Source organism: Vibrio natriegens NBRC 15636 = ATCC 14048 = DSM 759 (genome assembly GCF_035621455.1).
GTDB lineage: Bacteria > Pseudomonadota > Gammaproteobacteria > Enterobacterales > Vibrionaceae > Vibrio > Vibrio natriegens.
On the sequence record NZ_CP141822.1, the window covers coordinates 1 to 14050 of the forward strand.

The window sequence follows — 14050 nt, forward strand, 5'->3', positions numbered from 1 at the left end:
GTGTCATCTTCGCTTTGGCTGCAATGCTTGCAGCAGCTTCAAGAAGAGCTACCAGCAACAGAATTCAGTATGTGGGTTCGTCCGCTACAAGCGGAGCTCAATGACAATACGCTCACTCTATTCGCACCAAACCGTTTTGTGTTGGATTGGGTGCGTGATAAGTATCTGAACAGTATTACACGCTTACTGCAGCAATATTGCGGTAACGACATCCCTAACTTACGTTTTGAAGTGGGTAGTCGTCCTGTTTCAGCACCTAAACCTGCGCCGACGCGCACGCCTGCGGATGTTGCCGCTGAATCTTCAGCGCCAGCACAATTACAGGCTCGTAAACCGGTTCATAAAACTTGGGATGATGACGCACAAGCGATCGCAGACATCAATCACCGCTCTAACGTGAACCCAAAACATAAGTTCAACAACTTTGTCGAAGGTAAATCGAACCAGTTAGGTTTGGCTGCGGCACGTCAGGTATCGGATAACCCGGGCGCAGCGTACAACCCATTGTTCCTTTATGGTGGGACTGGTCTGGGTAAAACTCACTTGCTCCACGCGGTGGGTAATGCGATTGTGGATAACAACCCGAACGCGAAAGTGGTGTACATGCACTCTGAGCGTTTCGTGCAAGACATGGTAAAAGCACTGCAAAATAACGCGATTGAAGAGTTCAAACGTTACTACCGCAGTGTTGACGCACTTCTTATCGATGATATCCAGTTCTTTGCCAATAAAGAGCGATCGCAGGAAGAATTCTTCCATACCTTCAACGCGTTATTGGAAGGCAACCAACAGATCATCCTGACTTCTGATCGTTATCCAAAAGAGATCAGTGGGGTAGAAGATCGCCTGAAATCGCGCTTCGGTTGGGGTCTTACGGTTGCGATCGAACCGCCTGAGCTGGAAACGCGCGTAGCGATTTTGATGAAGAAGGCAGAAGATCACCAAATTCACCTGGCCGACGAAGTGGCATTCTTTATTGCTAAGCGCCTGCGTTCAAACGTTCGTGAGCTGGAAGGTGCACTAAACCGAGTTATCGCCAATGCGAACTTTACTGGTCGCCCAATTACGATTGATTTTGTACGTGAAGCGCTGCGCGATCTACTGGCTCTGCAAGAAAAGCTGGTGACTATCGATAATATTCAAAAGACCGTTGCGGAATACTACAAAATTAAAGTGGCGGATCTACTGTCTAAGCGTCGTTCTCGTTCAGTCGCGCGTCCTCGTCAGCTAGCGATGGCATTGGCGAAAGAACTGACTAACCACAGCTTGCCAGAAATTGGCGATGCGTTTGGTGGTCGTGACCACACCACGGTACTGCATGCATGTCGCAAGATTGAGCAGCTGCGTGAAGAGAGCCACGATATTAAAGAAGATTACTCTAACTTGATTCGCACCCTGTCCTCTTAATCGGTTAGAATAACGGTATTCTAAGCAAATCATTTATTGAGCTGACAGCGTAAAGAGCCAAGCATGAAATTTACTATTGAACGTAGTCATTTAATCAAACCGCTACAACAGGTCTCGGGTGCTTTAGGTGGCCGACCAACCCTGCCTATTCTGGGTAACTTACTACTGAAAGTAGAAGAGAACGTGCTTTCAATGACCGCGACCGATTTGGAAGTGGAATTGGTGAGCAAAGTGACTCTGGAAGGGGATTTTGAAGCGGGCAGCATTACCGTTCCTTCGCGTAAGTTTCTCGACATCTGCCGCGGTTTACCTGACGATGCGATCATTACCTTCGTATTAGAAGGTGATCGCGTACAAGTTCGCTCTGGCCGCAGTCGTTTCTCATTGGCGACGCTACCTGCGAACGATTTTCCAAACATTGAAGACTGGCAAAGTGAAGTAGAAGTCTCACTGAGCCAGGCTGATCTGCGCACACTGATCGACAAAACTCAGTTCTCGATGGCGAACCAGGACGTTCGTTACTACCTCAACGGTATGTTGTTTGAAATTGATGGCACGACATTGCGCAGTGTCGCGACCGATGGTCACCGTATGGCGGTGTCTCAAACTGAACTGGGCGCGGACTTTGCGCAAAAGCAAATCATCGTGCCGCGTAAAGGTGTCCAGGAACTCGTTAAGTTAATGGATGCTCCAGAGCAACCGGTCGTATTGCAAATTGGTAACTCTAATGTACGTGCTGAAGTGAACAACTTTATCTTCACTTCTAAGCTGGTTGATGGTCGTTTCCCTGACTACCGCCGCGTATTGCCGCAAAGCACTAACAAAACGTTAATCGCAAGCTGTGATGAGTTGCGCCAGGCATTTTCACGTGCTGCGATTTTATCCAATGAAAAATTCCGTGGCGTGCGAGTAAATCTCGCGGATACGGAAATGCGCATTACTGCCAACAACCCAGAGCAAGAAGAAGCAGAAGAAATGCTGGACGTAAGCTTTGATGGCGAACCGATCGAAATCGGCTTTAACGTCAGCTACGTACTGGATGTGCTGAATACGCTACGTTGTGAAAACGTGCGAGTGTCGATGTCGGACGCGAACGCAAGTGCGCTGATTGAAAACGCCGACGATGACAGTGCCATGTATGTGGTGATGCCAATCCGTCTATAAGCGAACAGAATGCCTCTTTCTCGCCTTATTATTCAGCAATTTCGAAACATTAAAGCCTGTGATATTCAGTTATCAACAGGCTTTAACTTTCTTATCGGGCCTAATGGCAGCGGTAAAACCAGTGTTCTGGAAGCGGTCTATTTACTTGGACATGGTCGCTCGTTCAAAAGCTCTCTGACTGGCCGAGTGATTCAAAATGAGTGTGATGAACTGTTTGTTCACGGGCGTTTTTTGAACTCTGATCAATTTGAGCTACCAATCGGCATTAATAAGCAGCGCGATGGTTCAACAGAGGTTAAAATAGGCGGTCAATCCGGGCAAAAACTCGCTCAGTTGGCACAAGTATTACCACTGCAGTTGATACATACGGAAGGGTTTGATTTACTTACTGATGGCCCTAAACATCGGCGCGCATTTATCGATTGGGGTGTGTTCCATACTGAACCCGCTTTTTATGATGCGTGGGGTCGTTTTAAGCGTCTCAATAAGCAGAGAAACGCGTTATTAAAAACAGCCACTAGTTACCGAGAGCTCAGTTACTGGGATCAGGAAATGGCACGTTTGGCTGAAAACATCAGCCAGTGGCGCGCGTTGTACATCGAACAGATGAAAAGCGTCGCAGAAACGATCTGTCAGACATTTTTGCCAGAATTTGAGATCCAATTAAAGTATTATCGAGGTTGGGATAAAGACACTCCGTACCAAGATATACTGGAAAAGAATTTCGAGCGTGATCAGTCGTTGGGGTACACCTTTAGTGGCCCAAATAAAGCTGATTTGCGCATTAAAGTGAACGGAACACCTGTTGAGGATGTTCTTTCACGCGGTCAATTAAAACTCATGGTGTGTGCATTGCGAGTAGCGCAAGGGCAGCACCTGACAGAGATGACCGGTAAACAATGCATTTACCTAATTGACGACTTTGCGTCGGAATTAGATAGCCAACGTCGCAAGCGTCTTGCTGACTGCTTGAAAGAGACGGGCGCACAAGTATTTGTAAGCTCTATCACTGAAAACCAAATCGCCGACATGTTGGACGAGAATGGAAAATTGTTTCATGTGGAACATGGCAGGATAGAGTCAAACTAGAAGAGAGAAACTCATGTCTGAAAATTACGATTCATCGAGTATTAAGGTACTGAAGGGTCTGGATGCGGTACGTAAGCGTCCAGGTATGTACATCGGCGATACGGACGACGGGACCGGCCTGCACCACATGGTTTTCGAGGTGGTGGATAACTCAATTGATGAAGCGTTGGCAGGTCACTGTAAAGACATCGTTGTGACAATTCATGAGGATAACTCGGTTTCCGTTAGCGACGATGGTCGTGGCATTCCAACAGAAATGCACCCAGAAGAAAAAGTATCAGCAGCCGAAGTTATCATGACGGTACTTCACGCTGGTGGTAAGTTCGATGATAACTCATACAAAGTATCGGGTGGTCTGCACGGTGTAGGTGTTTCGGTAGTAAACGCACTGTCTGAAAAGGTTGAACTGACCATTCACCGTGGTGGCCATATCCATACTCAAACCTACCGTCACGGTGAGCCTCAGGCTCCTCTAGCGGTTGTTGGTGATACGGACAAAACCGGTACACAAATTCGCTTCTGGCCAAGTAGTGAGACTTTCACTAACACAGAATTCCATTACGACATTCTAGCTAAACGTCTGCGTGAACTATCGTTCCTGAACTCTGGCGTTTCTATCAAGCTGTCAGATGAGCGTGAAGAAGATAAGCATGACCACTTCATGTACGAAGGTGGTATTCAGGCATTTGTTCAGCACTTAAATACCAACAAAACGCCAATCATCGAGAAAATCTTCCACTTCAACTTTGAACGTGAAGACGGCATTTCAGTAGAAGTTGCAATGCAATGGAACGATGGCTTCCAAGAGAACATCTTCTGTTTTACTAACAACATTCCTCAGCGTGATGGTGGTACTCACCTAGCTGGTTTCCGTGCTGCGCTGACGCGTACACTGAACACTTTCATGGATAAAGAAGGTTTCTCTAGGAAAGCGAAAACAGCAACCTCAGGCGATGACGCACGTGAAGGTCTGACTGCTGTTGTTTCTGTAAAAGTGCCTGACCCAAAATTCTCAAGCCAAACCAAAGACAAACTGGTGTCATCAGAAGTGAAATCAGCAGTTGAGTCGGCGATGGGTGAAAAGCTTTCTGAGTTCTTAGTTGAAAACCCGAGTGAAGCGAAGATGGTTTGTTCTAAAATCATCGATGCAGCACGTGCTCGTGAAGCCGCGCGTAAAGCTCGTGAAATGACTCGTCGTAAAGGTGCGCTAGACCTAGCAGGCCTTCCGGGCAAACTTGCTGACTGTCAGGAAAAAGATCCGGCACTCTCTGAACTATACATTGTGGAGGGTGACTCTGCGGGCGGTAGTGCTAAGCAGGGTCGTAACCGTAAGAACCAGGCTATCCTGCCACTGAAAGGTAAGATCCTGAACGTAGAGAAAGCACGTTTCGACAAGATGCTTTCTTCACAAGAAGTAGCGACGCTTATCACAGCGCTAGGTTGTGGTATTGGGCGTGACGAATATAACCCGGACAAACTGCGTTACCACAACATCATCATCATGACCGATGCCGACGTCGATGGTTCGCACATCCGTACGCTACTGTTGACTTTCTTCTACCGTCAAATGCCAGAGCTTATCGAGCGTGGCTACGTGTACATCGCTCAGCCACCACTATACAAAGTGAAAAAAGGCAAACAAGAGCAGTACATCAAAGATGAAGAAGCGATGAACCAATACCAGGTATCACTGGCACTGGACAACGCATCACTGCACGTTAACGCAGAAGCGCCAGCTCTTGCGGGTGAATCGTTGGAGAAACTGGTACAGCAATACAATGCTGGCATTAAGCTAGCTGATCGTATGAGCCGCCGATACCCTAACGCTTTGATGCATGAGCTGATTTACACGCCGCGTTTGACACCAGAACAATGTCACGATGCAGCAGCTGTTGAAGCGTGGACTAAGCAGCTTGTTGAGCAGCTTAATGCAAAAGAAGTGGGCGCGAGCCAATACAGCTTTGAGGTTGAACAGCACGCAGAGCTTGGTCTGAGCCTACCTAAGATTATCGTACGTACTCATGGTGTGACACATGAGCATGCACTAAGCATCGACTTCCTGAATTCGAAAGAATACAGCAAATTGGCGGATCTATCTGAAGAGCTTGATGGCCTGATCGAAGAAGGTGCTTACATTAAGCGTGGTGAGCGTACTCTGGCAATTTCAAGCTTTGCAGAAGCACTAGCGTGGCTGGTTAAAGAGTCCATGCGTGGTCTAAGCCGTCAGCGCTACAAAGGTCTGGGTGAGATGAACCCAGATCAGCTTTGGGAAACCACAATGGACCCAGAGACGCGCCGTATGATGCAAGTAACCATCGAAGATGCTGTTGGTGCAGACCAGTTGTTCACAACATTGATGGGTGATCAGGTTGAGCCGCGTCGTAACTTCATTGAAGAGAACGCACTGAAGGTGGCTAACCTAGACGTGTAGTCGAAAGCTTGCAACTCATTGTGATTAAAAACGTCATCTCGAATGAGATGGCGTTTTTGTTTTTGGAGAAGGTCGAAGATAAACGGAGGTCCTAAGGGCTAGAAACTCTGATCTCAACATCCCTAAATTTTTTTCTTATTATCCCTTGAAAGCGTATTTTCAGACCTTATATCTAGAATTGAAGAGGTTAGCTGACTTGCTAGAGACTAGAAGAACAGCCCTCTGCAACCGCTGAAACAAGATCGCTCAAAAGAGGATGCTTTGTTTTGGCACACAACTTAACTTAATGATTCCTGTCATGTCTCGGTGAAACGCGTTTTCACTAGCGGAATGATTTGGATTCCTTAGCTCGGCGCTGGTTTTTGCATAAACACGCCAATTAGATGAGTGTCATCTGAGCTAAGACTATTGCTTAATTAAGAGGATAGATTTTATGCGTAATGTAGATTTCTCACCACTATACCGTAATGCAATTGGCTTTGACCGTCTGTTTAACCTGATGGAAGCAAGCTCTGCGAAAAATTCTTCTGGCGGTTACCCTCCATACAACATTGAGCAAAAAGACGAGCATAACTACCGTATTACAATGGCGGTTGCAGGATTTGCTGAAGAACAGCTCGATCTGACTCAAAATGAAAACATGTTGATCGTAAAGGGTGAGCGTAAAGCGGAAGAAGGTAAAAACTACGTTTACCAAGGTATTGCAGAGCGCGACTTTGAACGTAAGTTCCAGCTTGCTGACTACGTAAAAGTAATTGGCGCATCAATGGAAAACGGCCTGCTACACATTGATTTGGTTCGTGAAATTCCAGAAGCGATGCAACCACGTAAAATCGCTATCGGCGGCAATAACTTGCTAGAAAACAACTAATCAGCAAGTAGTTTGCACATAGAGTGAGAAAGAGCGCCAGTTGGCGCTCTTTTAGTTTGTTTTTCTATTTACCTTCTTGGTAAGCCTTTTCAACTTCTTCAGCGATGATTGCGATACCTTTCTGCATCATCTCGTCATCCTGAACGTAGTTCATCCGCAGACATTGATGCGCATGATCCCATTCATCTTCCTGACCGATAAAGAAGTATTCACCCGGTACAATCAGCACTCCACGATCTTTCAGGCGTTGGTACAGTTCCATAGTGGTGATTGGTAGTTCGTCAAACCATAGCCATAAAAAGATAGCGCCTTCAGGTTTGTGAATACGAAAACGTGGGTCGGTGATCGCTTGCTGCAGCAGTTCTACCGCACGTAGAGATTTCTGCTTGTAATAAGGCTTAATCACATCCGAACTCAATCTAAGCAGGTCGCCATTACCAATGATATGGTTGGCCAGTGCAGGGCCGACACTACCTGGAGCCAGACTGATAATGCCATTCATATTGGTCAAAGCCTGGGTAATCGCTTCGTTGGCAATTACGATACCGCAGCGCACGCCCGGTAAGCCAAGTTTGGACAGGCTCATACACAGGATCGTATTGTCATTCCAGAATGGTTCAACATCTTCAAAAATGATGTTCGGGAACGGCAAACCGTAAGCGTTATCAATGATCAACGGAATATTGTTTTCACGCGCGAGTTTATCTAGCTTGCGGACTTCTTCATCCGTTAGCACGTTGCCTGTTGGGTTGGTTGGGCGAGAAGCACAGATAGCCGCGACAGAGTCATCAACTTTCAGTTGTTCAAAATCAACGTGATACTTAAACAAACCATTGTCGAGCAACTCGATCTCCGGGTGGTAAGAGACGAAAATATCTTCATCAATACCGGCATCGCCGTAGCCAATGTACTCTGGTGCGATTGGCAACAGCACTTTTTTGTGTGAACCGTCAGGCTGTTGGCCGGCGAGTAAATTAAATAGGTAGAAGAAACCACTTTGGCTGCCATTGGTCAGACTGATGTTCTTCTCACTGATGTCCCAACCGTAGGTTTCACGAAACAGTTTTGCCAGCGCTTTGATAAACGCATCTTTACCTTGGGGGCCATCATAGTTGGTGAGCGCGGCGATGAGTTCTCCGCTGGCGAGCATTTCCTCACTGGCTTGGTGAAAGTAATCGAGCATGGCAGGAATGGCGGCAGGGTTACCTCCACCGAGCATGATGGCACCTGGTGTGCGCAGACCATCATTTAAATCATCCATTAACTGTGTGATACCTGAATACTGATTAAATTTTTCGCCAAACTTTGAGTACTGCATGTTTACTTATACCTAATTCATTGTGATTGCTTTGTGTAATCTTGCTGACTGAACATCAGCTTATAGTGTAATACTTGACCTTACCCTAATGTTATTACGACGCAAAGTGTGAATTCACTCGAAGAAGAAAAAAGAGTCTGTTCAGACCAGATGAATGGATTATAAAGCGAAAAGAGAAATAAAAAGGGAAGCCTACGCTTCCCTTGCTGGTGGAGAGATGGATGTGCTATTCGCCAGTGTAGACAATAAGCACCTTGTCATCCTGATATTGGCGCTCGAACGCGTAGTAGCCTTCCTGATTACGTGTAACGTGCTTACCTTGAGCAACGGCTGGGTGACGCTTACGGAATTCGCCCAGTTTTTGCCAGTGCTGCAGTAAGTCTTTACGTTCGCCATGAATCTTATCCCATGGCATGTCGGAGCGGGTTCCCTGGTGGGTATCTGAACCGGTATGACCGAAGTCACGGGCAATCTCATCACCGTAATAGATTTGAACCGCACCCGGCGCTAACATTAACGCATTTGCTGCGCGTGCCTGATCATCGAAGCTGCGGCTACGTGCAGACCAGAACAGCTGAGTGTCATGAGAAGAAAGGTAACTCAACACATTGAACTCGGGATCGTTGTTGATTTGCTCTGCATAGCGTCGGTAATCACTGTCGAGGTTGGCAAAGCATTTCAGCGCTTTTGGTGCGACATCTGACTGGAATTCGAAATTAATTATCGAATCGAATCCGTTATCGAAGTACGGGCTCTTCACCACGCTGTGTGCCCAGACTTCTCCGGTCATCCAGAATGGCAAATCGTCCAGCGCCTTCTCTGGGTTGTTCTGTTTCCATTCGGCAAGAGCTTGTGTGGTACTGGCTTTCAATTCTGACCACGCATCCATTTCTACATGTTTGGCGGTATCGACACGGAAGCCATCAACGCCATAATCGCGGACCCAATCGGATAGCCAAGTGATCAGATGTTCGCGCGGCGTCTTTTGTTCATCACGTGCGCCGGTATCTTTGTTGTGGAAGAAGTTTGGCAAACCGGTTTTCTGAGTCGACTCGGTTTTCAGATCCGGTAAGTAGTTCAGAGACATGCTGATATCGTTGTATCCCGGCGCATCGTAATTACCGATGTCGGTACGAATCCACGCTTTGCCCCACCATTTTTCCCACGCTTCGTTATCGCTGTATTTGACGTAGTCGTTGAAGCTATGCCAACTCTGACCTGATTTGGGCTGCCAGTCTGTCCATTTTTCACCCAGCACTTGTTTCGCTTCTTGGTCATCAAGGTAAAGTTGACCAAAGCCAAACTCCTGCATATCGGCCAGTGTGGCGTAGCCAGTGTGATTCATCACGACATCCCAAATGATGCGAATGCCTTTCTTATGCGCGGTATCGATGAAGGTTCGCAGCTCATCTTCGGTGCCCATATTGGCATCAAGCTTAGTCCAGTCTTGGTGGTAGTAGCCGTGATAGCCGTAGTGTTTGAAATCGCCTTTGTCACCGCCGCCGACCCAGCCGTGAATTTGCTCCAGCGGTGAGGTTAGCCAAATCGCGTTAACACCGAGAGATTCAATGTAATCGAGCTTTTTGGTCAGACCCGCCAAGTCACCACCGTGGAAGGTGCCGATTTCGTATTTACCGTCTTTACTGCGGCCATAGCTGTTGTCGTTGTTTGGATTACCATTGTAAAAACGGTCGGTCATGACGAAGTAAACTGTGGCGTTATCCCAGCTGAATGGTTTATTCGCTTGTTGTTCAACTTCCTCTAGCAGTAGGAGCCCCTGACTCATTGGGCCCGGCTTAAGGGTGACTGCACCATCGGTTACGGTTGTCTCTTGTCCAGTCAGTGCATCTCGTACCAAAGTCCCATCACTAAAGGTTTCCGCGACGTTGATGGTTTTAGCCGTATCGGTTGCGACAGGGCAAGTGAAGCTGGTTACCTGAGACTGTTTTGGTTTGATCTTAACCGTCAGCTCATTGATCGTTGGGTTGAGCGTAAATTGGTAGGTATTGGCTTTGAAAATGCGCAGCGGCATAGTGGCATCCGTTGCACAGTTATCCATTTTTAATGGTGTGTTGAATTTGATGCGGCTTTCTTCTGCCAGAGTGAAGCTACTGCCACAGCTTTGTTTGCTGTCGGCAATCGTAAAGGTGTAATTGCCTTTATCCAGTTTCTGTTCTGCGACGAGTAATCCTTGATCGTTTTGTTCGAACATGGCTTTGTCATCACCGACGCTTAATACGATGGCATTTTCTGGAATTTGGCTGCAGGCACTAAGCAGACCAATAGAGAGTGCGAGAATTGTTTTTTTCATTGTGTCCTTCCCCCGAATAAACAGATCTTTTATAACAAAAAGAAGCCTCTACAATCCGAGCGGTGCACCCACAAGTTAAACCTCTCTCACCCTACAAATTTTTGTCCTGTTCACAAAATGAGTAATATTTCTCTCTAACCTTGTATTTTTGCCAACAAAAAAGGGAAGCAGATGCTTCCCTTTTGGTTATTTTGTGACTTCTTTTTCAGTCAGTAACTCAGTTTCGGTTACCTATTTTTGCAGAAGCGAGATGTCTGCGATCTGTAGGAACAGGTTACGCAGATTGTTCAGAAGGGTCAGACGGTTCTTCTTAAGTGCTTCGTCGTCTGCCATTACCATTACGTTGTCGAAGAACGCATCCACTGGCTCACGAAGGTCAGCAAGTTTGCTTAGGGCTTCTTGGTAGTTACCTGTTGCAAAAGCTGGCTCAAGTGCTTCAGTCATCACTTCAACGCTTTCTGCTAACGCTTTTTCTGCATCTTCTTGTAGAAGAGACAAGTCAATCTCTTCTGCTAGTTCGCCATCGAATTTCGCTAGGATGTTACCTACACGTTTGTTCGCTGCTGCTAAAGATTCTGCTGCTTCTAGCTCACGGAAGTGAGATACCGCTTTCACGCGTTGGTCGAAATCAGCTGGTTTAGTCGGGCGACGCGCCAGTACAGCTTGAATAATATCGACACTGAAACCTTCATCTTTATACCATGCATTGAAACGACCAAGCATGAACTCGATGACATCTTGCTCAACGTTGTCGTTAGTCAGTTTTGAGCCAAACTGTACTTTTGCTTCACGGATAAGGTCTAGAAGGTCTAGGTTGTAGCCGTTTTCAACGATGATACGCAGTACGCCCAGAGAAGCACGACGAAGTGCAAACGGGTCGCTGCCTTTAGGTGCTTGGCCAATACCGAAGATACCAACGATAGTGTCCAGCTTGTCAGCCATTGCCACTGCAGAAGAAATCGCAGTGCTTGGCAGAACATCACCAGCGAAACGCGGCATGTATTGCTCGTATAGAGCGAGTGCTACTTGCTCATCTTCACCATCGTGAGTTGCGTAATGCATACCCATTACACCTTGAGTATCCGTAAACTCGAATACCATTGAGGTCATTAGGTCACACTTCGCCAGCAAGCCTGCGCGAGTCGATTTCTCAACATCGGCACCAATTTGTTTCGCGATGTAGCCAGCAAGCGCTGTGATACGATCGGTTTTGTCTTTGATTGTGCCCAGTTGCTTCTGGAAAATCGCGTTTTCTAGCTCAGGAAGACGGTCAATCAGTGGACGCTTACGGTCAGTGTTGAAGAAAAACTCGGCATCAGCTAGACGTGGACGTACAACTTTCTCGTTACCTTCGATAACGTGGCGAGGTTCTTTCGACTCAATGTTTGATACGAAGATGAAGTTAGGCAGTAGTTTCTTGTCTTCAGAGTAGACAGGGAAGTACTTCTGGTCACCTTTCATGGTGTAAACCAATGCTTCAGAAGGCACTTTCAGGAATTCTTCTTCGAATTTCGCTGTTAGTACCACTGGCCATTCAACCAGAGAGGTCACTTCTTCTACTAGGTCATCTTCTAGATCAGCGATACCACCAACCGCGGCTGCCGCTTTTTTGGCGTCAGCTAGGATGATAGCTTTACGAGCTTCGTAATCCGCCATAACTTTACCGCGTTCTTCAAGAATCGCAGGGTATTGCTCAGCAGAGTCGATAGTGAATTCTTGCTCACCCATGAAGCGGTGACCGCGAATGGTGCGTGCAGAAGCGACGCCAAGGATTTCACCTTCGATTAGGTCGCTGCCCATTAGCATCGTTAGCGTTTTAACCGGACGAATAAATTGAGTCGTCTTGTTACCCCAGCGCATTGGTTTTGCGATAGGTAGGTTTGCTAGTGCTTTTGCTGCTAGTTCAACGATGATCTCAGATGCTGGCTGACCTTTCACTTCTTGTTTGAACAGTAGCCATTCACCTTTGTCTGTTACCATGCGATCCGCTTGGTCAACGGTAATGCCACAACCACGAGCCCAGCCTTGAGCTGCTTTGGTTGGGTTACCGTCAGCATCAAATGCTGCAGAGACTGCAGGGCCGCGTTTTTCAACGACTTTGTCAGATTGGCTTTCTGCCAATGCTGCTACTTTAAGTGCCAGACGGCGAGGTGCTGCAAACCACTTGATGCCTTCATGAGCAAGTTCTGCACTTGCCAGTTCAGCTTCAAAGTTTGCTGCGAATGCTTCAGCCAGAGTACGAAGTTGCGTTGGTGGTAGCTCTTCTGTACCCAGCTCGATTAGAAATTCTTTTGCCATGTTAGATCGACCCCTTACGCGTTATCTTCTTTTTTACACATTGGGAAGCCAAGCGCTTCACGTGATGCGTAGTATGCTTCTGCTACTGACTTAGTCAGGTTACGGATGCGTAGGATGTAGCGTTGACGCTCAGTTACTGAGATCGCCTTGCGTGCATCTAGCAGGTTGAACGCGTGGCCAGCTTTCAGGATGCGTTCGTAAGCAGGAAGTGGAAGAGGCTTTTCAAGTGCAACGAGCTCTTGACACTCTTTCTCACACTGTTCAAAGAAGCCGAATAGGAAATCTACGTCAGCGTGTTCGAAGTTGTAAGTTGATTGTTCCACTTCGTTTTGGTGGAAGATATCACCATAAGTAACTTTGCTGCCGTCTGGCGCAATGTTCCAAACCAGGTCGTAAACTGAATCTACTTCTTGGATGTACATTGCAAGACGTTCGATACCGTAAGTGATCTCGCCAGTTACTGGTTTACACTCAAGGCCACCAACTTGTTGGAAGTAAGTAAACTGAGTTACTTCCATGCCGTTTAGCCATACTTCCCAGCCTAGGCCCCATGCGCCTAGTGTTGGGTTTTCCCAGTTGTCTTCTACGAAACGGATATCGTGTACAAGTGGGTCAATACCAAGAACTTCAAGGGAACCAAGGTACAACTCTTGGATATTGTCTGGCGATGGTTTTAGCGCTACTTGGAATTGGTAGTAGTGCTGAAGACGGTTAGGGTTTTCACCATAACGGCCATCAGTAGGACGACGTGAAGGTTGTACATAAGCTGTCGACATTGGCTCTGGGCCAATCGCTCGTAGACAGGTCATTGGGTGAGAGGTACCCGCACCAACTTCCATATCTAGTGGTTGAACAATGGTACAACCATTTTGAGCCCAATAATCCTGCAGCGCGAGGATCATTCCCTGGAAGGTTTTGATATCGTATTTTTGCATAAGTCAGGTTCGCGCGATTCTCTTGTTACTCGTTAATTCGCCGTCTATGCCGAGTTTTACAACTCTAACAAGGGCGATAAGGAGTAATTACGGTTGAATAAATTAACAATCTAGTATACCCAGATATTGAGCATGGGAGTAGAGCTAATCTTGATTAATTCGTGGGCAATTTTCTCCTTTAATGGATTTTTACCGAGTTATCTACCGTATTTTTCTTAAAAGGGAG

Annotated in this window: 9 protein-coding genes; 5 read left to right on the plus strand and 4 right to left on the minus strand. The window is 46.9% G+C overall.

The window, feature by feature from the left end:
* From dnaA to VER99_RS00025, 5 genes are all read left to right on the plus strand, one after another.
* Positions 1-1407 carry a chromosomal replication initiator protein DnaA gene (dnaA, locus tag VER99_RS00005; RefSeq protein ID WP_014230422.1) on the plus strand — a complete coding sequence of 469 codons (1407 nt, stop codon included), beginning with the start codon at positions 1-3 and terminating at the stop codon, positions 1405-1407.
* A gap of 63 nt (positions 1408-1470) precedes the next feature.
* Positions 1471-2571, plus strand: a complete 1101-nt coding sequence (dnaN, locus tag VER99_RS00010; RefSeq protein ID WP_014230423.1) for a DNA polymerase III subunit beta — start codon at positions 1471-1473, stop codon at positions 2569-2571.
* 9 nt (positions 2572-2580) lie between these two features.
* Positions 2581-3660, plus strand: a complete 1080-nt coding sequence (gene recF / locus VER99_RS00015; RefSeq protein WP_020333577.1) for a DNA replication/repair protein RecF — start codon at positions 2581-2583, stop codon at positions 3658-3660.
* 13 nt (positions 3661-3673) lie between these two features.
* Positions 3674-6091, plus strand: coding sequence for a DNA topoisomerase (ATP-hydrolyzing) subunit B (gene gyrB / locus VER99_RS00020; protein ID WP_020333578.1), 2418 nt, complete (start codon positions 3674-3676; stop codon positions 6089-6091).
* A 433-nt stretch (positions 6092-6524) separates the two neighbouring features.
* The gene (locus VER99_RS00025) at positions 6525-6962 is read left to right on the plus strand and encodes an Hsp20 family protein (RefSeq protein WP_020333579.1); all 438 of its coding nucleotides are present in this window, start codon (positions 6525-6527) and stop codon (positions 6960-6962) included.
* 64 nt (positions 6963-7026) lie between these two features.
* Here VER99_RS00025 and VER99_RS00030 read toward each other — a convergent pair whose 3' ends face one another.
* The 4 genes from VER99_RS00030 to glyQ all read right to left on the minus strand — a co-directional run bounded on the left by VER99_RS00030 (position 7027) and on the right by glyQ (position 13824).
* On the minus strand, positions 7027-8280 hold the full coding sequence (locus VER99_RS00030) for a valine--pyruvate transaminase (protein WP_020333580.1): 1254 nt from the start codon (positions 8278-8280) through the stop codon (positions 7027-7029).
* 226 nt (positions 8281-8506) lie between these two features.
* On the minus strand, positions 8507-10591 hold the full coding sequence (locus VER99_RS00035) for an alpha-amylase (RefSeq protein WP_020333581.1): 2085 nt from the start codon (positions 10589-10591) through the stop codon (positions 8507-8509).
* 231 nt (positions 10592-10822) lie between these two features.
* Positions 10823-12889 (minus strand): glycine--tRNA ligase subunit beta, encoded by a 2067-nt coding sequence (gene glyS / locus VER99_RS00040; RefSeq protein ID WP_020333582.1) that lies wholly within the window; start codon positions 12887-12889, stop codon positions 10823-10825.
* A gap of 14 nt (positions 12890-12903) precedes the next feature.
* A complete protein-coding gene (gene glyQ / locus VER99_RS00045; protein WP_014230431.1) occupies positions 12904-13824 on the minus strand; it encodes a glycine--tRNA ligase subunit alpha in 921 nt (306 codons plus the stop codon).
* Positions 13825-14050 lie beyond the last annotated feature (226 nt).